18 protein-coding genes are annotated in these 24837 nt (G+C 61.0%); 8 read left to right on the top strand and 10 right to left on the bottom strand.

From position 1 onward, the window contains the following. Nucleotides 1-67 precede the first annotated feature (67 nt). From AC3IR3_RS14930 to AC3IR3_RS14920, 3 genes are all read right to left on the bottom strand, one after another. Nucleotides 68-3103, bottom strand: a complete 3036-nt coding sequence (locus AC3IR3_RS14930; protein ID WP_489193247.1) for a TonB-dependent receptor — start codon at nt 3101-3103, stop codon at nt 68-70. 252 nt (nt 3104-3355) lie between these two features. Further along, nucleotides 3356-6304, bottom strand: a complete 2949-nt coding sequence (locus AC3IR3_RS14925; protein WP_489193246.1) for a TonB-dependent receptor plug domain-containing protein — start codon at nt 6302-6304, stop codon at nt 3356-3358. 275 nt (nt 6305-6579) lie between these two features. After that, nucleotides 6580-8550, bottom strand: coding sequence for an alpha/beta hydrolase family protein (locus tag AC3IR3_RS14920; protein WP_489193244.1), 1971 nt, complete (start codon nt 8548-8550; stop codon nt 6580-6582). A gap of 161 nt (nt 8551-8711) precedes the next feature. Between AC3IR3_RS14920 and lgt the strand changes: the two genes are divergently transcribed. The 4 genes from lgt (at nt 8712) to AC3IR3_RS14900 (ending at nt 11917) form a co-directional block, all read left to right on the top strand. Next, complete coding sequence (lgt, locus tag AC3IR3_RS14915; RefSeq protein ID WP_489193242.1) at nt 8712-9539, top strand: prolipoprotein diacylglyceryl transferase; 828 nt, start codon at nt 8712-8714, stop codon at nt 9537-9539. A gap of 13 nt (nt 9540-9552) precedes the next feature. Further along, on the top strand, nt 9553-10347 hold the full coding sequence (locus AC3IR3_RS14910) for a thymidylate synthase (RefSeq protein WP_489193241.1): 795 nt from the start codon (nt 9553-9555) through the stop codon (nt 10345-10347). Nucleotides 10348-10493: 146 nt separating this feature from the next. Next, a complete protein-coding gene (locus AC3IR3_RS14905) occupies nt 10494-10982 on the top strand; it encodes a dihydrofolate reductase (protein WP_489193239.1) in 489 nt (162 codons plus the stop codon). Beyond that, the gene (locus AC3IR3_RS14900; protein ID WP_489193238.1) at nt 10982-11917 is read left to right on the top strand and encodes a Nudix family hydrolase; all 936 of its coding nucleotides are present in this window, start codon (nt 10982-10984) and stop codon (nt 11915-11917) included. The genes AC3IR3_RS14905 and AC3IR3_RS14900 overlap by 1 nt, the downstream gene beginning before the upstream one ends. Before the next feature lie 129 nt (nt 11918-12046). Here AC3IR3_RS14900 and coaE read toward each other — a convergent pair whose 3' ends face one another. The 4 genes from coaE to pilB all read right to left on the bottom strand — a co-directional run bounded on the left by coaE (nt 12047) and on the right by pilB (nt 16908). Beyond that, nucleotides 12047-12661 (bottom strand): dephospho-CoA kinase, encoded by a 615-nt coding sequence (gene coaE, locus AC3IR3_RS14895; protein ID WP_489193236.1) that lies wholly within the window; start codon nt 12659-12661, stop codon nt 12047-12049. Next, the gene (locus tag AC3IR3_RS14890) at nt 12658-13527 is read right to left on the bottom strand and encodes a prepilin peptidase (RefSeq protein WP_489193234.1); all 870 of its coding nucleotides are present in this window, start codon (nt 13525-13527) and stop codon (nt 12658-12660) included. The genes coaE and AC3IR3_RS14890 overlap by 4 nt, the downstream gene beginning before the upstream one ends. Before the next feature lie 253 nt (nt 13528-13780). After that, complete coding sequence (locus AC3IR3_RS14885; protein ID WP_489193232.1) at nt 13781-15046, bottom strand: type II secretion system F family protein; 1266 nt, start codon at nt 15044-15046, stop codon at nt 13781-13783. Nucleotides 15047-15180: 134 nt separating this feature from the next. Next, nucleotides 15181-16908, bottom strand: coding sequence for a type IV-A pilus assembly ATPase PilB (gene pilB / locus AC3IR3_RS14880; RefSeq protein ID WP_489196940.1), 1728 nt, complete (start codon nt 16906-16908; stop codon nt 15181-15183). A 171-nt stretch (nt 16909-17079) separates the two neighbouring features. On the opposite strand from pilB, the gene AC3IR3_RS14875 reads away from it, so the two are divergent. From AC3IR3_RS14875 to AC3IR3_RS14860, 4 genes are read left to right on the top strand one after another with little or no spacing between them, the layout of a single operon-like run. Further along, complete coding sequence (locus AC3IR3_RS14875) at nt 17080-17934, top strand: glycosyltransferase family 2 protein (RefSeq protein WP_489193231.1); 855 nt, start codon at nt 17080-17082, stop codon at nt 17932-17934. Then, nucleotides 17924-19147: a glycosyltransferase gene (locus AC3IR3_RS14870; RefSeq protein ID WP_489193229.1), complete on the top strand. Its 1224-nt coding sequence runs from the start codon at nt 17924-17926 to the stop codon at nt 19145-19147. The genes AC3IR3_RS14875 and AC3IR3_RS14870 overlap by 11 nt, the downstream gene beginning before the upstream one ends. Further along, the gene (locus AC3IR3_RS14865; RefSeq protein WP_489193228.1) at nt 19147-20169 is read left to right on the top strand and encodes a glycosyltransferase family 4 protein; all 1023 of its coding nucleotides are present in this window, start codon (nt 19147-19149) and stop codon (nt 20167-20169) included. The genes AC3IR3_RS14870 and AC3IR3_RS14865 overlap by 1 nt, the downstream gene beginning before the upstream one ends. Further along, complete coding sequence (locus AC3IR3_RS14860; protein WP_489193226.1) at nt 20166-20672, top strand: methyltransferase domain-containing protein; 507 nt, start codon at nt 20166-20168, stop codon at nt 20670-20672. The genes AC3IR3_RS14865 and AC3IR3_RS14860 overlap by 4 nt, the downstream gene beginning before the upstream one ends. Here the strand turns inward: AC3IR3_RS14860 and AC3IR3_RS14855 are convergent. The 3 genes from AC3IR3_RS14855 to AC3IR3_RS14845 are packed head-to-tail and all read right to left on the bottom strand — an operon-like array spanning nt 20662 to nt 24837. Beyond that, a complete protein-coding gene (locus AC3IR3_RS14855) occupies nt 20662-21954 on the bottom strand; it encodes a lipopolysaccharide biosynthesis protein (RefSeq protein ID WP_489193224.1) in 1293 nt (430 codons plus the stop codon). The genes AC3IR3_RS14860 and AC3IR3_RS14855 overlap by 11 nt on opposite strands. Then, complete coding sequence (locus AC3IR3_RS14850) at nt 21954-22805, bottom strand: hypothetical protein (RefSeq protein WP_489193223.1); 852 nt, start codon at nt 22803-22805, stop codon at nt 21954-21956. The genes AC3IR3_RS14855 and AC3IR3_RS14850 overlap by 1 nt, the downstream gene beginning before the upstream one ends. A gap of 22 nt (nt 22806-22827) precedes the next feature. After that, complete coding sequence (locus AC3IR3_RS14845; RefSeq protein WP_489193221.1) at nt 22828-24837, bottom strand: tetratricopeptide repeat protein; 2010 nt, start codon at nt 24835-24837, stop codon at nt 22828-22830.

The raw sequence follows: 24837 nt of genomic DNA, 5'->3' as shown, positions 1-24837 counted from the left end.
AAAAAAAGGGCCGCCCTTGCGGGCGGCCCTCCTTGCGCATCGTCGCCTGAGCGACTCTGAGCGGGTATTACAGGGTGAAGTCGTACTGGACCATCAGACGGAAGTAACGCGGCGTCTGGTAGTAGGTCGGCACGCGGTACGTCGTGTTGTAGAACGTCTGGTTCGCACGCTCGCCGATCTCGCTGATCGCGATGGGCTTGCTGTTGTTGAACACGTTGATCGCGTCCAGCTGCAGCGTCAGACCCTTGACGTAAGCCGGGGTGTAGACGACGTTCGGGCTGATCGTCCAGTTCCACGGCAGACGCTTCTGGTGACCGCGCTCGTTGACTTCGCCTTCGCAGTAGAAGTACTCGGACTGGTAGCTCGGGATGCCGTAAGGAATACCGTTGCCGCCGCCGAAGCAGCTCGTCGGACGACCCGACTCGACCAGCAGGTTCAGGCCAACCGACCATTCCGGCGTGAACTTGTAGCCACCGTAAGCCTTGATGCTGTGGCGACGATCGTTCGGCAGGTAGCCGTTCGAACCGTTCATGATTTCCGGGTAATCGAAGGCGCTGGTCGTGCCGGTATCGGTCTGGGCGTTGTCCGACTTCACCAGACCTTCGGTGTTGCCGTAGTTCTTCGCCCAGGTGTACGACGCGTTCACGTACCACTTGTCGGTAGCCTTCTCGGCGGTCAGCACGACCGACTGGTAGCTACGCTTCGCCTTCGGACCAAGCTTGTCACCCGGGATCGTGACGTTGCGGAGCACGCCGCTGCCGTCCAGATCGAGGTCGAGGGTCAGCTTGCTGCCCGGGTTGTAGATGTAGCAGCCCGGCATGGTCGACGGCGGCGTGAACTTGTCGCCGTTCGCGTCCATGTTCAGGCCGATCGACTGGCCGTAGGCATAGAACGGACGCCAGTCGCAGGTATCGTCGATGGCGTTGTTGAGCTTGCGGTAGATCGCCTTGGCGCCGACAACCCAGTCGTTCAGGAACTCGTTGTCGCTGGTCAGGCGGTGCTGGAAGCCGAGGATGTACTCATCCTGCGAGTACGGCTTCAGGTCGCGCGAGGCCACCGAACGCGGGTCCGGCGTGCTGCCGTTCTCGCCGTTGACGATCTGGAGGTCGCCGATCGGGGCGCCGAGGGTCGGCACGCCCTGGGCGTTGACGCCAGAGTAGTTGTAGTCCTGGATCGTGTAGTACGACGACGTGGCGGCGCGCAGGGCGACGTTCGCGGCGATCGGCAGCGAGTAGCGGCCGGCGGTGGCGAAGATCTTGGTCGACGAATCGCCGAACAGATCCCACGACAGGCCCAGACGCGGCTGCCAGATGTTGTTCTGCTTGACGAAGGTCTGGCCGGCGCCGTTCATGTTGTCGAACGAATCGTTACGCACGCCGATGTAGGCGAGGAAGCGATCGTTGATCTGCCAGCTGTCCTGCAGGTAGTAGGACTTCTGGTCGATCGAGACCGAACCACCGGTGCGGTAGTTGTACTGCGAGACGAAATCCTGGCCAGCCTTGTTTGTCTGGTAGTAGTACAGCGAACCACCGGCGTAGCTCTGGCCGGCATCCGAGCTCCACTTTTCCTTGCTGAAACCGCCGGCGATGTCGTGGTCGCCGATCTTCCAGTCGAGGTCGATGCGCCACGCGGTGCGCTTGTCTTCACCGTTGAAGATGTCGATCGTGCTGGAGGTGTAGCAGGAGTTGTACGGCTGGGTGATGCCGTTGACCGTGCTGTCGCGGCTGTCGATCACATACGGGCAACCGTTGTTGGCGCCGTTGATGTTGCCGTCGTACTTGGTGGTCGTGCCATCGGGAGCGATGTACTGCGAAGAGTTCTTGCTCTTCATCTTGCCCCACTGAGCCGACAGGGTGAGGTCGTCGGTCAGGTAGCTGGTGTACTTGAAGATATCGACGTCGCCGCCGGTCTTCACCTGGCGCTGGCCACGATAATTCGTGGTGTACGGTGTGCCGTCGTCACCATAGACCGACGAATAGTAGTTGTTCGTCGTGTGCTTGGTGTTGTTCATCCTCGTGTACTCGAGGATGTTGCTGTCGTTGATGTTCCAGTCCAGCTTGATCAGGTAGAACGGGTCGCTGTACGTATCGCGCGTGGCGGCCGTCGTCGACTGGCCCTTGCCGGTGCCCGGAGCGGTCGGGTAGGTGGTACCCGTTTCGCGGTGCGACTGGAAGATGCCGTAGAAGAACAGCTTGTCCTTGACCAGCGCGCCGCCGATCCATGCCGAGTAGACATTGTCGTTGTCGGAGTTGCGGTCGTAGTTGCGATACAGCGTGCCGTTCTTGCGGTACGTCGTGTCTTCGTTCTCGCGGGCGTAGGCCGGGGTGTACACCCAGCTGGCGCCGCCCTTCCACTCGTTGGTACCACGCTTGGTGATGACCGAGGTCACGCCGCCGGTGGAGAAGCCGTACTGTGCGCCGTAGCCGCCGGTCTGCACGTCAAGCTGCTGGATGGCCTGGAACGGCACTTCCGAGAACGACAGGTTGTTGTACAGGTTGGTGACGTTGAAGCCGTTGACGTAGTAGCTGTTCTCGGCGACCGAGGAGCCACCGAACGACGGCAGGTTGCCGAAGCGCGTGTCGCCCTTGGTGGTGCCCGGGGTCAGTGCGGCGACGTCGACGACGTTACGCGGCACCGGCAGCTTGTCGAGCTGGTCGGCCGTGAAGCTGGTGCGCGATTCGACCGACGCGACGTCGATGGAGGCGAGCGCATTGGCCGACACCGTCACGGTGTCCAGCGACTGCGGGCTCGCATCGGCGGACGAGGCCGGCGCGGTGAAGTTGATCTGTGCCGACTGGCCAGCGATGACGTTGATGTCGCGCGTGGTGACGGTCTGGCCGTTCTGCTGGACGTTGATGCGGTAGTTGCCGACCGGCAGCGACGAGACGCGGTAGCGGCCGTCTTCGCCGACGGTGACCTGGCGGGTCTGGCCCGAGCCGAGGTTCTGCATCTGGATGGTCTGCGAAGCCGTGGCGGTACCGTAAACGTCGCCGACGGTGCTCTGTGCGAAGGCGGAGCCCGCAACGAGGCAGGCGCCCAGAGCGGACACGAGCGCAGTGCGCTTCAGCACGCGCGAACGCGTGAGCAGGGTGGTGCTTGTCATGAGGTCAAATCTCCCTGGCCCTGCACGAAGGCAAGGCTGAACAGCTTGGAATTAGCGCCGACGGACGGCACTCGTTGTGGGTAACGAGGGTGCGGAGATGGGGATCTCCACGTCGCGCCAAACCCCCAGGCGCATTGCGACGTAACGTGAACATAACGCGACAGTCACATGCATGCAAGGTTTTGAGAAAGAATCTCATTTACTCGTAAAAACGTACGAATGCGTACGTTTGGCCGTCCGCCGGGCGCCGCCTCAGAATTTCTGGTCGTATCCGACGTAGAAATAACGGTCGATATCGAACGCGGGGTTATACGGCGGGCTGCCGCTCCCGGTGGCGGTGACGTTGTAGTACAGCGGCCCCTTGCGATTGAATATGTTGTTCACGCCAAGGGTGAAAATGCCGTTCCAGCGAGCCCGGTAGCGCAATTGCGCATCGTTGAAGGCAACGGAGCCTTTCTGGCTGACGCCGAGACCGCCCGTACGCTCGTTTTTCTCGTTCGGACGATTGCATTCGACATCGCTGGTGTAGCAGGCGTCCTTCAGGCCTGAGTAGTAACGCAGCGTCCAGCTGGCGCCGAACTGGCGATAGTCCCAGTCGAGCCGCAGGTTCGAGCGGACGCGATAAAGTCCCTGCGTGCCGTCCATGTAACCGACGAGGTTGTGGGATGCGATGCCCGGGCCGCTGGAGCGTTCGTAACTCGACAGATACGAGCTGTCCGACGAGACCCGGAACGAGCCGATCGACGTTTCCGGCAGGCGATAGTGCAGGCCGAGGTCGTAACCGTCGGTCCGCAAACGGCCGAGATTGGCGAGACTTTCGTTCAGCGCGGCGATGTGCCCATCGGGGCCTCGCGTGAAACGCCCGCAAAAAGTCGGGTCGTTCTGCAGGTAGCAGTAATTGAGGATATCGCTGGCGAGTACCGTCGAGATGATGTTCGCGACGTCGACTTTGTAATAGTCGAGCGTGATGTCCATGCCCGACACATAGGACGGGCTGTACACGAGTCCCGCCGTACGCGTGATCGACGTTTCGGGGCGAAGGTTACGGTTGGAGCCGGCCAGGAACGGGATCGGCGACTGACCGCCCGTATTGGACGAAATTTGTTTGCCGGAGAGATCGACCTGACGGTAGTTCGCCGGCACACCCGCGGCGGCGCAGCGCGCTTTCGCATTGGCATTCGTGACCGATGCGCCGAATGCCGAGTCGCAGGGATCGAGGAAGGTTTCGAAGCTCTCGGCGGTGCCCGCATAAAGATCGTTGATCGTCGGCGCGCGGAAACCCTGGGCGAAGGTGCCACGTAAAAGCAGATCGTCGAACGGCTTCCAGCGGAAGCTGTACTTGTTGTTCGTCGTACTGCCGAAGTTGCTGTAGCGCGAATAGCGGGTCGCCACATTGACGGCGAGTTCCTGCGCGAACGGAAGATCGCGAAGCAGGGGTACGTCGAGTTCGAGATACGCTTCGTTGACGGTGTAACTGCCGTCCGTGGGTGCGCTGGCGAGGTTCGTCGTCAGGCCCGCGGCGTCGTTGACGTCCGGTCGATACGTGCCGGTTTCCTTGCGATGCTCGATACCGCCGGCGATGTTCACGGTGCCGCCGCCAGCGGTGCCGGCGAGCCAGGGAAGATCGACGATGCCGCCGGTGATGTTCGCCGTGATGTCGTTCGTGCGGCTGGTCTGGCGCGTGGTGCCGGTGGCGCCGATATAGTTCCAGACGGCCTGCGGCGTGCCGCCGGGGCCTGCCAGAATGTTCCAGGGCACGCAGCCTGCCGCGCGATCGGCGGCGTTGGCGCAGACGACCTGGCCGCCGATGACGGTGGTCGGACCCAGCGCTTTCTCGGCATTCGGCAGATAGATATTTCCGTTGGCTACCTGCCGGCTCTTCGTTTCCGAGTAGTTGTAGGTAGCATCCCAGGTCCAGTCGCGACCGGCGATGCCGATCGTGCCTTCTGCCCCGAAATCGATGTGCGCGAGCTTGCTCTTCGACCAGGTGACGCGCGGCATTTCCACCGTGCGCCGGAAGAACGGCGTGGCGTAACCGGAGAAGGGGTTGTATGCATTGTCCGGATCGATAACCAGGCCATCGCCGCGTCCGGAAGCGGACTGCAGCGGATAGCCGGCGACCTGGGTCGTGCTGTCGCGCATGCTGTAACTGGCCATGCCGCGCAGGGCGACGTTGTCGCTGACGTTGTAGCGTCCGGTGGCGAACAGATTGCGCAGCTTGCTTCCCGAACGGAACGTGGTGTCGCGCTGGGTGTTGTACTTGTCCGCGTTGCTGTCGGCATCGTACGGATGGTAGTTCGCGAGATCGGCGGTATTGCCGACGACGCCACCCGGATGATTGACGACATAGTTGTTAGGTACCCACGTCCCGTCGGGCGCGAAACTGCCCGCACCGGCGGTGCCTTCGGCGCGCGGATCGACAACGCCGCCATACGCGCCGAGCCCCAGGCCATCGCCAGGATGCCGTGGACCATTCGGATACGACGTGAGGCTACGCTTCGAGGCCATCATCGGATCGTTGTCCTGATACGACGCGCCAAGAATAACGGAGGCGTTTTCGGTACTGCGGCCCCACGTGAAGTCGCCGTTTTTCTGCGCGCCGTCGCCCTTGCCGTTGACGCCGTAGTAGATGTTGGCTTCGGCGCCTTCGAAGCGATCGCGCGTGATGATGTTGACCACGCCGCCGATGGCGTCGGAACCGTAAATGGACGATGCGCCGTCCTTCAGCACGTCGATCCGTTCGATGATCGAGACGGGCAGCGTCGACAGATCGGTCAGGCCGCTGAGGCTGCTGCTCCACCGGCGTCCGTTGACCAGCACCAGCGTGCGTTGCGAACCGAGGTTGCGCAGGTCGGTATAGCGGCCGCCCGTATCGCCGCCCGACGTGAGGTTGTCCTGCGGCGTGATGTCCGCCGTGCCGATGGACGGTATCAGCGCGAGTATCTCGTCGACCTGGGTCAGGCCGCTTGCGCGAATGGCTTCGCGATCCATGAAGACGACCGGCTGCGCGGTCTCGACATCGGTACCGCGGATACGCGAGCCGGTAACGGTGATGGCATCCAGCGTCTGCGACCGGGACGTGCCGGACGATCCGGCGTCCTGGGCATGCAGCGCAGCGGACGCAAGACAGGTGCCGAGTGCGGCGGCAAGCGCAGCGCGACGAAACGCGCGGTGGCGCGTCTGCGAGGTACCTGATTGCATGCTGGTGAAGCCTCCCGTGGCCCGGCGGACGTCGCGGGGCCACGTCGATTCTACGGCAGTTGGCCGCCGGGAAGGGAGTGGGCGGCGGCTAACCGGTTGATTGGAAACGCCGGCTCTACTGTACCGGCTCTATTGTGGGAGCTCGCTTGCGAGCGAAAGCCAACGGAGCGGAGATGCCGTGGGTGGCGTCCGCCGCCGGAGTATCGGGCTCGCGGATGCAGGCATCCGGTTTCCTCGCTCCGTTGGCTTTCGCTCGCAAGCGAGCTCCTACAGTTTTACTTCGTCGCCGCCGGCGTATCGCCTTCGCCGATATTGGCCTTGAGGAAGGTTTCCATCTTCGTCAGGAACGCTTCCTCGTTCTCCGACTTGTAGAAACCGTGGCCTTCGCCCGGGACCGACATCCACTCGTACTTGCGATGGGCCTTGTCCAGCGCCGCGCGCATCGCCTTGGCCTGCTCGAACGGCGCCCGCTGGTCGTCCTCGCCGTGGACGAGGAATACCGGCACGTCGATCTTGTCGGCCAGCATCGTCGGTGAGTTGGCGGCAAGGTCGGCATCGTCGCGACCGATAACGGTCGTCAGATAGCTGCGGCCGTATTTCTGCTGGCGGATATCGCCCTTGCTGTACATCATTTTCAGGTCGTAAATGCCGGCGTAGCCGATGGCACAGCGGAACATGCCCGGCGCGCGCGCCACCGTCATCATCGCCGAGTAAGCGCCGAAGCTCGCGCCGTAGACGCAAATACGCTTAGGGTCCGCGTAGGTCTGGTCGATAGCCCACTTCACGCCATCGATCATGTCCTGCTGCACGCGTGTACCCCACTTCAGGTAACCGGCCTGGTCGAACTCGGCGCCGCGGCCGGCCGATCCCCGGTAGTTGACCTGCAGAACGAGATAGCCGCGATTGGCGAGGAACTGCGCGTCGCTGTCGTAGAACCAGTCGTCCGATACACCGTGCGGGCCACCATGCGGCAGCAGCACCATCGGCAAACCGGCCTCGGATTTGCCCTTGGGCAAGGTGAGGATGCCCTCGATTTCGCGGCCGTCGCTGGCCTTGAAACGAATCGGACGACGCTCCGCCATTTTCGCGGGATCGACCCAGGGTTCGGAGGCGAACAATGCCTTCGCCTTCAGCGTATGCATGTCCATCATGAAGTAGCGGCCCGGATCGCGGTCGCTGGAAATGTAGACGAGGAGCTGTCCGCCGTCCTCGCTGAAATCCACGAAGCGCACGAAATAACCCGGAAACTTCTGGCTGAGCGCGGCGTGGATTTTTGCGGCGGGCAACTGCGGATCGAGGTAGGTGACCTTCGGAACGCCCGTGAGCGTGCGCACGCCGAACGGCTGCTCGGGAGCGGCTGTCCAGAGGCCGGACGTGCTCACGCTGCCGAAGTCGTCTTTCGCCAGCACCTTGCGGTTAGCGCCCGATTCGTCCTGCTCCACCAACTGCGTCGGGCCACCCGTCGGGCTGTAGAACGCCCATAGCCGCGTGCCGCCGGACACTTGCCGGATCGGCGAGAACGAGACGCCCGACTGGTCGCGGCCCCACTTCGCCCAGCTGTTGTTTTCGCGGTGGTATACGACGTAGTTGAAGTCGTTGTCCTTGCCCCAGGCGAAAAGTACGTTGCCGTCCGCACCGACCATGAAGTCGACATCCGACATGTCGAACTGGGTCATCAGATGACGGGCGCTCGTTTCCGCGTCGACGTCGTAGAGCAACGTACGGTCCTGGTTATCCCAGGCCACCGCGCGCATGTAGAAGTGACCGTTGGTCTTGATCGGCAGACCGTCGATCGTGCCCCAGCCCCGGTCGGTAGAGCGCGTGGCCGAGCGGCGTCCGAAGGTTTCACTGCCGTAGAGGTAATCCTGGCGCTTGCCGTTGACGTCGACGGCAAGCAGCTCGCCCGTCATGAACGGTTTTTCGACCGAGCCGTACTGTTTGCCCTTGGCAACGACGATGCGCGTCGAATTCACCCACACCACCTGCGCCGGCACCTCGTACATCGGCATGCGGATCAGACTGACCGGGCGAGTCATGTCGTCCACGTCGTAGATCGCAAGCGAGTGCGACCGGCCGTCGGGATCGTCGACCTGGATGGAAATGTGCTTGCCGTCCGGCGACAGGCGAGGGCTCAGCAATTCCGGCTTACGCGCGAAATCGCTGGCCGGAATGAGGTCGGCGGACTGAACGACAGGTACGAACATACAAAGCGCGGCCACGAAGGCACGCACGCGATAACGCGACATGAATTGCTCTCCCCCTGGATGGTACTTCCCTGCGACATCGCCTCCCCGGCGACGTCGCGACGGGTCGAGTATAGGCAAACGCGGGGCGCCGTCCAGCGCCGCATTCGCCCCGTTCGCGCGCCCCCGCTACACTGGGCGCCTGCGTTTCTTCCGGCTCCCCTATGGCAACCCCTTACGTCGTCTCGCTCGATCCCGTCGCCTTCAGCCTTGGCCCGGTCCAGGTCCACTGGTACGGCCTGATGTACCTGCTTGGCTTCCTTGGGGCGTGGGGCCTCGGCGAGTACCGCCGGCGCCAGGGGCGCCTGCCGGTGACCGCCGACGCCTTCGGCGACCTGTGCTTCTACGCCATGATGGGCGTCGTGGTGGGCGGTCGCGTCGGCTACATGCTGTTCTATACCTCCATCAGCTGGATATGGACCGACCCACTGGCGATTTTCCGCATCTGGGATGGCGGCATGTCCTTCCATGGCGGTCTGCTGGGTGTGCTGGTGGCCGGTCTGTGGTGGTCGCGCCGGCACCGCGTTCATTTCATGGATACGGTGGATTTCGTCGCGCCGGTGGTGCCGATCGGCCTTGGGCTGGGCCGGCTGGGCAATTTCATCAACGGCGAGCTCTGGGGCAAGCCCACCGACATGGCGATCGGCATGATCTTCCCGCACGCGCCCGACGCGTTGCCCCGCCATCCGTCCCAGCTTTACGAATTCGCGCTCGAAGGCGTCGTCATGTTCACGGTGCTCTGGCTGTATTCCGCGAAGCCGCGCCAGCGTTACGCAGTCTCGGGCCTGTTCGCGCTGCTGTACGGCAGCTTCCGTTTCCTGGTCGAGTTCGTCCGCTTGCCCGACCCGCAGCTCGGTTACCTGGCCTTCGGCTGGGTCACGATGGGCCAGATACTTTCCCTGCCGCTGATCGTCGTCGGTCTGGTGCTTCTGGCGATGTCGCGCCGGGCGCCGTACGCGCCGCTCGCCGCAGCCGTCGCACCCCAGTCCTGATATCGTCCGTCCGATGCAACCCTATCTCGATCTCCTCCGGCACGTTCTCGATCACGGCACCGAAAAGGCGGACCGCACCGGCACCGGCACGCGCAGCGTGTTCGGCTGGCAGATGCGTTACGACCTGTCGCGCGGCTTCCCGCTGGTAACGACGAAGAAGCTCCACATCCGCTCGATCGTGCACGAGCTGATCTGGTTCCTGCAGGGCGACACCAATATCGGGTACCTGAAAGAAAACGGCGTCAGCATCTGGAACGAATGGGCCGATGCCAACGGCGACCTCGGTCCCGTCTACGGGCGTCAGTGGCGTGCGTGGCCCACGGCCGACGGCCGGGTGGTCGACCAGATTTCATGGGTGGTCGACGAGATCGCGCGCAATCCCGATTCGCGCCGCCTGATCGTTTCGGCGTGGAACGTCGGCGAACTACCGAAAATGGCGTTGATGCCATGCCATACGATGTTTCAGTTCTATGTGGCGAACGGGCGGCTGTCGTGCCAGCTGTACCAGCGCTCGGGCGACATCTTCCTCGGCATCCCTTTCAACATCGCCAGTTACGCACTGCTTACCCACATGATCGCGCAGGTTACCGGCCTGGAAGCCGGCGATTTCGTGCTGACCCTGGGCGACGCGCATCTGTACAACAATCACGTGGAACAGGCGCGTACCCAGCTGGCGCGCGAACCGCGGGCGCTGCCGAAACTGGAGCTTAATCCCGACGTGCGCTCGGTTTTCGATTTCCGCTTCGAAGACGTCGCCATCGCCGGTTACGAACCTCACCCGGCCATTCGCGCGCCCGTCGCGGTCTGAGTCGTATGCTCGCCGTGTCGGGCGGGCGCTTCTTAAAACATTCGTTAGTTTCCTGCGTAGCGCCTTGAGACTAATATCCGCCACGGAACGGACGCGTGGCGGCAAGTCTTCCGCTGCGTGTGTCCGCAACGTATTAAGGAATCGTCATGGCTGTTTCGCTGGTCGCCGCTCTCGATGAAAACTTTGCCATCGGCAAAAAGGGCGGCCTTCCCTGGCATCTTCCCGACGACCTGCGCTATTTCAAAGCGCTGACGATGGACAAATACGTCCTGATGGGACGCAAGACCGCCGAGTCCATCGGCAAGCCGCTGCCGGGTCGCACCAATCTCGTCATGTCGCGCAAGGGCGAGGCGCCGTACAAGGGACAGATCACCGTTCGTTCCGTGCATGACGCCATGGCGACATGCGGTGGTACCGGACTGATGGTGATCGGTGGTGGCGAAGTGTTCCGCGAAGCGCTTCCGCTTGCACGCCGTCTGTATCTGACCTGGATCTACGCCGCCGTCGACGGTGCCGACTGCTTCTTCCCCGGCATCGATTTCAAGCAGTGGACCGAAGTGTCGCGCGTGCATCACAAAGCGGACAAGGAACATAAATTCCCGTTCGACATGGTCGAATACATCCGCAACACGTGATGCACGTCGTTGCGGGCGTTCTGATGGACGCCGCCGGCAGAGTCCTGCTGGCGCAGCGTCCGCCGGGCAAGCACCTGGCGGGCATGTGGGAGTTTCCCGGCGGCAAGCTGGAGCCGGGCGAAACGCCGCTGGAAGCGTTGCGGCGCGAGCTCGACGAAGAGTTGGGGATCGACGTCGATCTTTCCGCCACCGAGCCGCTGATACGCATCCCATGGCAGTACGGCGAGCGCGCCATGCTGCTCGAAGCCATCGTCGTTCGTCGCTGGCATGGCGAAGCTCGCGCACTGGATGCGCAGGACATCGCCTGGCATGCGCCGCGCGCGGTCGACCCCGCGCTGCTGGCGCCGGCCGATCGGCCGATTCTCGCGGCGGCGTGGCTTCCCGGGCGCTACCCGATCACCCCTGCCGATGCCGGTATCGATGCGGCGAAGGCGGCCGCCAATGCCGCGCTCGACCGTGGCGACACCCTGATCCAGTTGCGGCTGCCCGTGCTGCCTGTCGAGGTTGTTCGCGATCTGGCGGCGCAGCTTTTGCCGCGCGCGAAGTCGAAGCAAGCCGTCTTGCTGCTCAATGGCGATATCGATGGCGCACGGTGTCTTGGCGATGGCGTGGGCGTGCATCTGCGTTCGGCGCAGTTGCGTGAGCTGACCTCGCGACCGTTGCCGCTGGGCCGTGTTGTCGGGGCATCGTGTCACGACGAAGCAGAGCTGGCGCATGCGCTGCGCCTGGGCGCGGATTTCGCCACGCTGTCGCCGGTGTTGCCGACAGCGAGTCATCCGGATGCGGCGACGTTGGGATGGGAACGGTTCGCCGAATTCGCCGAGTCGGCATCGTTGCCGGTGTATGCGTTGGGCGGAATGACGCCGATGCTGGCTGCGCATGCGCGCGCATCATCGGGGCAGGGCGTAGCAGGCATCCGCGACTTCTTTTTGTAGGGGCTTGCTTGCGAGCGAATGCCAACGGAGCGGAGATGCTGGTGGTTTGCGCCGCAAGCGCGGATAGCGGGCTCGCGGACGTCACACACGGCATCTCCGCTCCGTTGGCATTCGCTCGCAAGCGAGCTCCTACAATGCCGCTGCCAGATCGAGGTACCGGGCATGCTGCGCCTGTACCGCATGGTCCAGGTCGGCCTCGTCGCCATCGTTGACGATCGTATCGTCCGCTATGGCCAGCCGCTGCTCGCGTGTCGACTGGTTCTGAATCATGCGCATGGCCAGTGCCTCGTCGATGCCGTCGCGACGTGTCAGGCGTTCAATCTGGGTGGCGACGGGGGTGTCGACAACCAGCACCCGGTCGACCCACGCGTAGTGCTCGCGGTTCTCCACGAGCAGGGGAATCGAGACGATGCAGTACGGACCGGTATCGGCCGCCACCGCATCGTGCAGCCAGCGGCGGATCAACGGATGGAGGATGCCTTCCAGCGTTTTGCGTGCGCCCGGATCGTCGAAAATCCGCCGGCGCATGGCTGCGCGATCGAGCTGCCCCCGTGCATCCAGCGCGTCCGCACCGAAGGCGGTCGCGATGGCGGTCAGTCCTTCGGAGCCCGGTTCGACGACCGCGCGCGCCGCTATGTCGGCGTCATAGGCCTGAATGCCCAGGGCACGGAAACGTGCTTCGACCGCGCTCTTGCCGGAGGCCACGCCACCGGTCAGCGCCACGACATAGCGGCGCGTATTCATTGCATACCCGTCAGGTGCATGTACGCGCCCAGCAACTCGTCGCCTGCAAGGAACCATACCCAACCGGCGGCGGCTATGTACGGACCGAACGGCATGGGTATATCGCGCTGGTGGCGTCGCAGCAGCATTAGCGTGCCGCCGACCAGAACACCGATAAACGACGACAGCAGGATCACCGGCAGCAGCGCCACCGGCCCCATCCACGCGCCGAGCGCGGCCAGCAGCTTGAAGTCGCCATGGCCCATACCTTCCTTGCCCGTGAGCAGCTTGAACAGCCAGTACACGCTCCACAGGCTGAGGTAACCGATCAGCGCCGCGAGAATCGCGGACGACGGAGCCACCGCATGCGGTTGCCAGGCTGGAATCAGCGTCAGTCCCAGACCGATCCACAGCAGCGGGTAGTTGATTTCGTCAGGCAATAGCTGGGTACGCGCATCGATACCCGACAAGGCCACCAGCATCCACGTGAACACCAGTCCGGCCAGCGCGGCGGCTGAAGGTCCGAAGCGCCAGACGACAATGGCGCTGGCGATGCCGGTCAGCAGTTCGACCAGCGGATACTGCGCCGAGATGGCAGCCTTGCAGTAACGGCAACGACCGCGAAGCAGCAGCCAGCCGACGACCGGAATATTGTCGCGGGCCGCCAGCGGGTGCTTGCACTTCGGGCAATGCGACGGCTCAAACACGAGGCCGGGCGGCTTCGGTTCGTCGACCGGCGGCAGCTCCAGCACTTCCCGCGCCTGACGGCGCCAGTCGGCCTGCATGCGCTCGGGCGTGCGCAGGATCACGACATTGAGAAAGCTTCCGACCAGCAGGCCGAGCACGCCGGCGAAGGCGATCCAGAGGGCGAGAGGCAGTTCGGGCATTGCCGTCCTTCGGTTGGTTGGAGCGGGGGTTGGGGGTGGGTAGTGGGGGCGTACTTCCGGCGATCGCCCGAGGGAACGACAAGCGGCCAGCGGACGTAACATCCGCCGGGCGTCAGTGGCCCCCTCGGACGATTGTCGGAAGTACGCCTCCACTACCCACCCCCAACCCCCGCTTTCCAGAAAGCAATAAAAAACCCTTTCCCCGCAATGAGGAAAGGGTCCGTATTGTGCCTTGCCAACAGGGCGTCCGTCGTCAGACGGTACCGGCCAGCTTGAAGATCGGGAGGTAGAGCGAAATGACCATGCCGCCGACCAGTACGCCGAGGATGATCATGATGAACGGCTCTAGCAGGCTGCTCAGCGTGTCCACCGCGGTATTCACTTCTTCCTCGTAGAACTCCGCCACCTTGAACAGCATGGAATCGAGCGAGCCGGACTCTTCGCCGATGGCGGTCATCTGCACGACCATGTTCGGGAACAGATTGGTCTGCCGCATGGCCAACTGCAGCTGATGGCCCACGGCGATATCGTCGCGCATCTGCGCTACGGCCTTGCCGTAGACGATGCTGCCCGTGGCGCCGGATACCGCATCCAGCGCTTCGACCAATGGCACGCCGGCGTGGAAGGTCACGCCCAGCGTACGAGCGAAGCGGGCGATAGCGGACTTGTGCAGCAGATCCCCGATGACCGGAATGCGCAGCGACACGCGGTCCATGAAATGCGCGAAGGGCGGGCTGCGTTTCTTCAGGGCGATGATGCCAACCACCGAGCCGACGATGACGCCGATGACCAACCACCAGTACGACTGCATGAACTTCGATGCCGACACGACGAACTGCGTCGGTGCCGGCAGCTCGGCCTTCGCTTCGGCGAAGGTCTGCTGGAAGACGGGAACGACGAACAGCAGCAGGATCATGCTGACCAGCAAGGCGACGACCAGCACCATGATCGGATAGAACAACGCCTTCTTGATCTTCGACTTGATGCCTTCCATGCGCTCTTTGTACGTGGCGACAGTGTCGAGCACGGTATCGAGCACACCCGCCGATTCGCCGGCGTGGACCAGGTTGCGGTAAAGCTCGTCGAACTGCACCGGATAGAGGGCCAGTGCTTCGTGCAGGGACGCGCCGCCCTCGATGTTGTTCTTCACATCGGTCAGCATGTTCTTGAAGCGGACGTTCTTCTGGCCGCCCGCGATGATCTCGAAGGACTGCACCATGGGCACGCCCGACGCCATCATCGTGGCGATCTGGCGGCTGAAGATCGCCACGTCGCGGGGCTTGACCGTGCTGCCCGAGGCGCCGAACAGCGGCTTGGCCTTCTCGCGGACGGTCTGGGGATTCATGCCCTGGCGACGGAGCTCGGCCTTGACCAGCGCCGCGTTCTTGGCTTGCAGTTCGCCCTTCATGCGCTTGCCGCGCTTATCGAGCGCGACCCAGTCATACATGACGAGCTTGCTTACCTCGGCCCGAGCAGTGCCGATGGCGCGCGCATTCTTACTAGCGGTGGCGATAGCCATGACGCGGTGTTCCCCCCGATGGACTTTCCCGTATGGCCCGCGATCTGCGCGGACCATGGTTACTCTCTAGTGTGTACGCTTTATCGGGCCGCAACTGCTGCCTGGCGCACATCTTTAAAACGCCCTGGCGCCGGTCAATCCTTGGTCACCCGGTTGATTTCGGCCAGGCTGGTCACCCCGTTCCGGCATTTCAGCAGCGCCGAGGCACGAAGATCGTTCACCCCGGCCGCCTTGGCAACCGCAGCGATTTGCATGGCGTTGGCGCCTGTCAGGATGATCTTCTGGATCTCGTCGAGCATGGGCATGACCTGGTAGATGCCTACGCGTCCCTTATAGCCCTCGTTGCAGCCGTCGCAACCTGCCGCTTCGTAGATCTCGATACCCGCGTCGATTTCCGCCTGGGTAAAACCTTCGGCCAGCAGGGCGGCCGGCGGCAGCTCGATGCGTTTCTTGCAGTCGTGCAGGCGGCGGGCCAGGCGCTGGGCGATGATCAGCGTCACGGACGAGGTGATGTTGTAGGGCGCGATGCCCATGTTCATCAGTCGGGCGATGGTCTGCGGGGCGTCGTTCGTATGCAGCGTGGACAGCACCATATGGCCCGTCTGCGCCGCCTTGATGGCGATTTCGGCCGTTTCCAGGTCGCGAATTTCGCCGACCATGATCACGTCCGGATCCTGGCGCAGGAACGAACGCAGCGCAGCGGCGAAGGTCATGCCGCGCTTGGTGTTCTGCTGGACCTGGTTGATGCCTTCAACGCGGATTTCGACCGGGTCTTCCACCGTGGAAATATTGCGTCCGTCGGTGTTGAGGATATTGAGCGCGGTATACAGCGAGACCGTCTTGCCCGAACCGGTGGGGCCGGTAACCAGCACCATGCCGTAGGGTTTTTCGATGGCATCGAGGTACAGGTTTTTCTGGGCTTCTTCGTAACCGAGCTTGTCGATGCCCAGTTTCGCCGACGAGCCGTCGAGGATACGCAGCACGATCTTCTCGCCGAACAGGGTCGGCAGCGTGCTGACGCGGAAGTCGATGGCGCGGGTCTTGGTCAGGTTGAGCTTGATGCGTCCGTCCTGCGGTACGCGTCGTTCGGCAATGTCCAGACCGCTCATCACCTTCAGGCGCGACGCGATACGGCTGCCGAGCTTGATCGGTGCGGAAGCGACGATGCGCAGGATGCCGTCCATGCGCAGACGCACGCGGTAAACGGATTCGAAGGGCTCGAAATGAATATCCGACGCGCCGCGTTTGATTGCGTCGACGAGAATCTTGTTGACGAACTTGACGACCGGCGCGTCGTCGTTGGCATTGGCGTCGATGCCGGTGGTGGCTTCCTCGTCGCCGTCGCCGGACTCCAGATTCAGTTCTTCCATGCCGGCGTCTTCAAACCCGGGCACGGAGGAATTCATGTTCGCCAGCGCGCCTTCGATCACGCGACGCAACTGGCCACGCTCGACCAGTACCGGCTCGACCATGTGGTTCGAGTGGAACTTGATCTCGTCGAGCGCATGCGACTGCATCGGGTCGGCGATGCCGACGAAGAGCCGCTTGCCGCGCTTGAACAGGGGCAGCGCCTGATGCTTGGTGATCAGCGCTTCGGTGACGAGGTCCAACGGCATATTGGCCGCGACCATCGATCCGAGATCCATCAGCGGCATGCCGAACTCGGTGGACGCCACCTGGCTGAGGCGCGGGCTTTCCACCAGGCTCTGGTCGACCAGCCACGAGAACAGCGAAATCCGCTTGTCCGCGGCATCCTGTACGGCCTTGCGGACGTCGGCCTCGGGCAGCACGCCCTCGGAGACCAGACGCCGTGCCATGCCCGTCAGGCCGGACATGGTGGGCTGCTGCATTTGTGAAGCCATAGTCGACCCGATCCCCCGAGATACGGGGCTGAATCTACTCCAGAATGGCCGTGCGGTCACCCTTGGAGGCGTGAAGAAGCCGTCGTCCGCGGCCCATGCGATGCCGTGCGTCCGGCCTCGTTTCGGAGTGCGCCCTTCCCGTATGATTCGGGGAATCAAAGGGGACGTATCTTGAGCCTTATCAGCATCATCCTGCCCGCGAAGAACGAGGCAGCCGCGCTAGCCCAGTTGCTGCCACGCCTGACCGCCGCCCAACCCGGTGCGGAGATCCTCGTCATGGACGACGGATCGACGGACAGCACGCGCGATGTCTGCGCCGCGGCAGGGGTCCGCTGCGTATCGGCGCCGTACTCCATGGGCAACGGGGCGGCGATCAAGCGCGGCGCCCGCGCGGCCACCGGCGACATCCTGGTCTTCATGGACGGCGACGGCCAGCACGACCCGGCCGATATCGCACGCCTGATCGCACGGCTGGAGCAGGGCTACGACATGGTCGTCGGCGCACGCGACTGGGACAGCCAGGCAGGCGTAGGCCGCGGCGTCGCCAATACGTTCTACAACTGGCTGGCCACGCGCATCACCGGCCATGTCGTCGCCGACCTGACCTCGGGCTTCCGCGTGACGCGGGCGGAGAAATTCCGCGAGTTTTTGCATTTGCTGCCAAATGGTTTTTCGTATCCGACGACCAGCACGATGGCGTTTTTTCGTAGTGCTTATGGTGTGGCGTATGAGCCAATCAAGGCGGCACAGCGTATCGGCAAAAGCCATATCAAACCGATCCGCGACGGTCTTCGTTTCCTGCTGATCATCTTTAAGATTGCGACGTTGTATTCGCCGCTGAAGCTTTTCGTGCCGGCTAGCGCGATTTTCTTTCTGCTTGGCCTGGCGAACTATCTGTATACATTCTTGACCTCAGGGCGACTCACGAACATGAGTACTTTGATGTGGAGCGCAGCGGTCATCGTGTTTCTGATTGGGCTCGTGTCTGAACAGATCACCGCGTTGACGTATCGCCGTGCGGATTGATGTAGAAGGGCCGCGTCCTCATCTGGTTATCGTATCGTCTACCTTTCCTCGTTGGAAAGGCGACCACGAGCCAGGGTTCGTGTACGAGTACGCAAGGCACTTGTTGCCGGCATTTCGAATAACGGTACTTTGCCCCAGCGCGCCGGGGGCCGCCCGGCATGAGTGTATGGAAGGCATCGACGTCATTCGATTCCGGTATGCGCCACGGGCATTCGAAACTCTCGTAAATGAGGGTGGGATTGCCAATAATCTCAAACGTTTCCGATGGAAGCTATTACTGCTGCCTACGTTCTTTCTTGGGTCCGTGCTTTCGTTGCGAAGGATTATTTCGAGTCAGCGTGTCGATGCGATTCATGCGCACTGGTTTATTCCGGGAGGTTTGATTGCGGCTCTTGGTGCGGGCAAAGTTCCATTTATGTTGACAGCGCACGGGTCGGACGTTCATAGCCTGCGTGGTAAACGAACGCTTAGTATTAAGCGCTGGATTGCGGCGCGAGCTATGCAACTCTCAGCCGTTAGTAAGCCGCTCGCTGATACTTTGTCGCAGGATTTGGCGCACCGTCGGTCAGTCGAAGTGCTTCCCATGGGGACCGATCTCGAACGGTTCCATGCCGATCCAGGCGCGACACGAGATCTCGGCATGATTCTTTTCGTCGGTCGCCTCGTCCCGATCAAGGGGTGTGACGTCCTTATTCGCGCTTTTGCGAATCTATCCGACGAATATCCAAGTGCGCATCTTTCAATTGTCGGCTCGGGCCCAGAGCGGACGCAGCTCGAGAGTCTGGTTAAAGCGCTTGGTTTGGATGGGCGGGTAATGTTTCTTGGAGGAAGGCGGCAAGAGGAACTGCCTGAATTGTATCGTCGTGCCGGGATGTTCGTATGGCCGTCTCTCGTATTACCAGGTGGCGAGCAGGAAGGGCTGGGGCTTGTTGTTCCCGAGGCGGCGGCCTGTGGCTGTGGGGTTCTCGTGTCCGCGCAACCGGCCATGCGCTGGTTGCTGGAGGAGACGCCGGAGGTATTCTTCGAGCCCGGTGATGTGTACTCGCTCACGAAGGCGATACGAACACGGCTCGACGCTCCGCATCTATTCGCCGAGGTGGATCGCTCAGTCACAGCGTATGTTCTCGATCGTCTCGACTGGAAGCATGTCGCTCATCGTTACGTGGAACGACTGTTGGCTATGACTGCGCCGCGTTCCGGAACGCCGAACTGATGCATGTCTGGCTACCTTCGCTGAGAGCGGGAAGCGGGGCTGACGTGTTCGTGGAGCGCCTGGCCGATGGGCTTCGCAGCGTTGGGGTCGAGGTATCCGTTGACTGGTTTGATGCACGTTACGAATTAATGCCCACGGCGCTCATGCGCGTAGCCAAGCTACCGATAGGTGTCGATCTGATTCATGCGAATGCTGGATATGCATTTGCTTTCCAGCGATTCGGTCTACCGCTCGTCGCCACGGAGCATCACTACGTTCTCGATCCGAATTACCGGCCCTATAAGTCGCTTGCACAGGCCATATACCATCAAGCATGGCTTGGCCGTTACCTACATGCCTCTTACCGAGGTGCAAATGCGTTGACAACGGATAGTCAATTTACTGCGAACGCTTTAACGGTCAGGATGCCGACATTAAAGCCTCGCGTTATAGGGTTGTGGGCAGACTACGAACGCTTCAGTCCAGATGGGGGTATGCAGCGAATCACTGGTGCGCCGTTTCGACTTCTGTTCGTGGGTAATGATTCTCGTCGTAAGGGGGGGGACCTTCTGTTGCCTCTGGCGCACATGCTCGGCGACCGTTTTGAGATTGCGTGTACTGCTGGCCTGCGAGGTGAGGTGGGGGCATCGGGTGTCAATAACCTGAAGCGACTGGGTCGCCTGTCAACGGATGAATTGGTTCAGGCATATCGCGATTGCGATGCGCTGCTTTTCCCTTCGCGTTACGAAGGTTTTGGTTATTCCGCACTTGAAGCTATGGCATGCGAAAAGCCCGTACTTGGCTTTGCCTGCGGTTCGGTCGACGAGGTGGTGGTCAATGGCCGCACCGGCAACCTGGTACCAGTCGGCGACTTGCCCGCGTTGCACGACGCCATCCGCTCTCTCGCGGCTGATCCGTTACGCTGCAAAGCGTATGGCCGTGCCGGCCGTGAACGCGTCCTCACCCATTTTTCCGAAGAGCAGGGAGTTGGCGCCTATGTCGATCTCTACCAGTCGCTCTTAGTACGGAGAGGCGAACATTGAATATCCTGAACCTTGGTAGTGGTGCACTCTATGTGTCCGGTCAGCTCAATGTCGACCTTTATGCAGATCGCGTCGACGTCCGACACGATCTGAATGTCTTCCCCTATCCCTTTGCTAACGATACGTTCGACGACGTGCGTTGCATGAACATCATCGAGCACCTTGATGATCCTATCGCTGTAATGTCGGAACTGCATCGTATAGCCAGGAATGGCGCGTTGGTGACAATCAGGGTCCCCCATTTTCGCAGCGCAAGTCTCTACGAAGACATTACTCATCGCCGCGGCTACGCTTGGCGAACATTCGATCATTTTACCAGTGATGTTTCCCTGTATGGAAACTACACGTCTCGTGGCTACGAAATGATATCGCGTGAGTACACACCTTACCTATTTCCATGGATATACAAGTTGCTGTCGCGTGTTCCCGTACTTACGGACAATTTTCTCAGTAAGTACGTTCCAATGGCGTCGATATTGTTCGTCCTGAAAGTCAAGAAGTAACGGCGCGCGGTGCGCGGAGGTATCTGATCGTAAACAGCATCAATGCCGTTGCCAGAGTCGCTTCTGTCGCCATGGTTGTCCATACAATGCCTGCAAGGCCGTTGCCAGGCATCAGTATGGTCGCAAGCACAATCATCAGCAGTACAGCCAATGTCTCGATTGCAGAGCGTAGACCCGGATGGCCAGTACTCGTCAATACGGCTCCCGCGATCAGTCTGGTACTGAATATGAGGGGAAATAGCGCAAGCATGTAAGCCGCGCTTCGCACTGCTTCATAGTTGGCTCCGAGAAATAGGGGAAGCACATGCGCGAGCAATGCCATTCCGACCGTGGCTGCCGCACCATAGAGGCAGGCGATGGATATAAGTTTTGCCGCGAGTCGTCTTACGTCCGTGCGGCGACCTGCAGCCGTAAGCGAGAAAAGCCGGGGTTGCGACGCCAGCACGATTGTCGTGACTGGTGTTGCCAGCGCAGAACCCATTCGGTAGGCGATCGTGTAGGTGCCTGCCAGAATTGGCGAGCTGAATCGCAACGCAAGAGATTTGTCGAGCTCACCCAGTGCGTTATTAGTAAACCAGTTTGCTGAGAAGCGTAGGGCGTACGCCAGCTCTCTGAGGGATATTCGCGCGGCGGAGGCTTCGGGGTTGAGTTTTCGCTGTACAGCGGTGAAGGCAACGATACTGGCGAGTATCGACGTGACCACATGAAAAAGGGAGTAGTGAAGTAGGTCGTGGTCGACTGGAGCAAACAGAAAAGTAGTGGCGCCAGCGAGTCTGGCAAATGCCATGAGCGTTGGAAGTGCCGTCGCCCAGCCAACGCGTTGGAATGCCTGGAAGGAAAAGCCAGCGAGATAAACCAGCGGATAGCAAATCAGATCGGCAAAACCCAGGGCAAGGATGGCCATGGGGGAGGCATGTATGTGCAGCAGCGGTTGCGCCAGCGAGGCATATAGCAGAAGCAAGATGGTTCCGCTCACGATCGACAGTCGAAGCGCTCCAGACCAGTAACGGCTCCACAATCGGGGATCGGCAGAAACTTCCTTGATAAGCAGCATCCCGGATCCCAGTCCGGATAGACCTGCCAGCACTGTGGCCAGGCCGGTAAAACCGGCGAAGATTCCATAGTCGGCTGGTCCGAGGCTGCGAGCCACCACGATCAACAGAACGACCTGAAAAATCAGGCGCGATAGCTGCCAGAAAGTGCCTATCGCCGTACGCTGTAGTAGCGGGCTTGCCCGCAGGACACCCAGCCATCGGCCCAGGAACTGTCCTTGTTTTTCCATTAATCGCGAAAAGCTCTTGGATGACCCGATTTCACCGGCTGCAGATGGTAGCGAATTGGCTCATAGTGATTTTCTGAAGAAAAAGGTTCGCAGAATCGGTCTTCCACTAGGTCCCCTCGCACGAAGAACGCATTGGTTCCCGTCACGTCACAGCCCACCAGTTTCTGATTCATCCGTTCACCCAGATCAGCGAGGCTGGCAAGGCTGGCGCCAAAATGGCTCGTACCATTCCACCATTTTCCTGAATTGTAGTCGGCGATCCAGAGCATGTCGGCCGGATACATGGCGTTGTATTCGATGACCGCTACTCGAGCGCGCAGCGACATCAATGCTTCCCATACGTAATAGGTGTTGCGATCGACGTCTACGGAAATCAGATCGATATTGCGATGACCGGCAACTGGATTCAGTAGGTCGAGTATGTTTCCGGCTGTAACGAAGCCTTCCACCAGTACCAGTCTCTTTGACCTGATTTCCTCGGCGAAGTGTTTTCGGATGAATCGGCAGTTAGCCGCTGATCCTTCCACCCATACGCCAGACCAGTCATCGCGAAGAAGGAATGCCGTGTTGTTTTCCAGCCCGTTTCCCACGCCAATTTCAACAAAGAAGCGATCATCGACGCCAATACGCCTGAAAATTTCGCGGATCGTTCCATCCTCGCCGTTCTGTGAAAAAACCTGATGCTCGTGTATGGACAGCCTGCGCGGATCATTGTTTTGACGGCGTGCGCGTAGTTCGCCCAGCTGCATGTCGCGAAGCGTAACGGCGGTCGCGGTGAATCGGCTAAGCGAATAGATGAGGTTCCGGATGAAATCGAGTGACGAGCGGGTGATCGATCGGGTCGAGGACATGATTGGTTCGTGATCCGGGGAGTCAGTCGGTAGTGGCTGATTCTTGGGGTGGTGGCGCGGTTGTTGTCGACAACTCGCTTGAGAGTTGACTAATCTCGGTAGAAAGAGTGCCCCCGATATCTCGACGCCGCAGTTCCTCAAGTTGTACCCGTGCCTCAGCACGATTACCAGTGTTTCGTAGCATTCGCGCCAGAGTTACCCGATAAGCCGATTCGCTAGGTTCCGCGAGTACGGCGTTGCGCAAAACGCGCAGGGCGAGAGGTCGATCATTCATAACCGACCAAGCATAATCGCCATACATCGCCAACAGACGAGCGCGCGGATGATCATAGCTGAGCGCAGCCGTATAGGCCTCAACCATGCGGTCCACGGGAAGCGTGCAGCGCGTTTCCTTGGCGCATTGAGTGAGGGCGCCCAGCGAACTCTCGTCCTGGACGCCCGGACGACGATGCTTGAGTTTGTCGATCATGCTGTCCCACCAGCGGGACTCGATTGGGCGTCCCATTTTCGCTCTTAAAAAGATCAGTGCCTGTTCGGGAAGGATTGACGAATCGCGAAGCGTTGCAGCCCGTTCCAGGGCCTGTTCCGCCGGCGCAATCAATGGGGACTCTGGCTTGTACTGCGAAACAATTATGTACGTTCGCCCGAGTTCGTACTGGGCACGTGGCGACAGTGGCGCGCGCACGGCGAGCTCTTCGGCAAGGCGTAATGTTTCGCCCCACGACCAGGCAGTGGCTGCCGTCTGGACACACCAAACTATGAGTAGCGCGGTTAGTAACAGTATCTGGGGATTCTTGCTGGAAGGCGAATCCGGGACACGGCGTCGAATGGCGTTGATTGGTGCAATCATTAGCGGAATGGTCGCCAGCAGTAACCCGAAACTGGCGAAGTAATTCCGGTGTTCGTAAACGAGCTCGAGTGGCAGCAGCGTGCCAGTGAGCAGATGGCAACCAAAGTACAGGACTATTCCAGTTGAAATCAGCGGTACTCGGCGCCGACAAAAAAAAGCCGTCCAGAGCAGTATGGCGATTACCAGCATCGAAACGAACGTGTAAGGAGGGGACAGGAATCCTGTCGAGACGATGTAATCGTCGTGATAGAACGACAGCCAATCCGGCAGGGGCAGAAACGTCCAGCCGATATAATCGACGACGATGCGTGCCTCGCTAAGCAATCGCGTGGACATCGTGAAGTTGCGGCTGGCCCAGGCGCCGGGTATGAGTAACGGAGGTAGTAGCCAGCAGAGCGCTGCGATAAGTGGCACGCTGATGATGATGGAATAGGTCGCCCATATTCGGCGAGCCGAACGGGTCGTTTCTGGCGGCAGGGCCGCTGTGGCATGCCACACCTGTCCCCGATAAATGAAGATTTCGAGGATGAAGGCGTAGAGAGGCAGTAGGGCGGCAGTCTCCTTGGCCATCAAACCCAATATCGAAAAAACAAGAACCCATGCCATCGCCTTGGTGAATCCCAGGCGTATCGGACCGGCGAGCATGCGATGGCGTAGCGTGGCGTAGGTGTAAAGACCTGCGAAGACGGCCAGATTTGCCATGCTCTCCATTCGCTGTACGACGTAGAGCACAGAGGTCAGATTGATCGGCAGCACTGCCCAACCGAACGCGATCACCAGCGCAATGATTTCGCTGTTTCCGGATACATCGGCACCTTCGTTCGCATCCTCATACAGGCGTCGCGCGAGAACGAACGCGAGTAATGCGTTGGCCAGATGAATCAAAAGATTCGTGAGTTTCATCCAGAACGGGTCGAGACCCGTGGTCAGGAAGTTCGCGGCGAAACTTAGGGAGGCCAGCGGTCGTTTCAGTTCGCTGGATGGTGAGGATAACGCGCTGCGGATCAGTGAACTTAGTTGCGCATCGTGCGGCTGAACACCTGTGTTATCGATAATGTTCGGGTAGTCGTCGAACAGGAAGCCTCCGCTGAGGCCAGGCCAATAGATCGCCGTGACGACAAGCATGGCAAGCAGTGCGATGACGATCTTCGCGGTGCGGGATTCAATTGAAATTTTTCTCAT

Source organism: Luteibacter sp. GL_149 (assembly GCF_057834065.1).
Note: the sequence above shows the minus strand (reverse complement) of the source record. Positions and strands in the feature narration are given on the sequence as shown.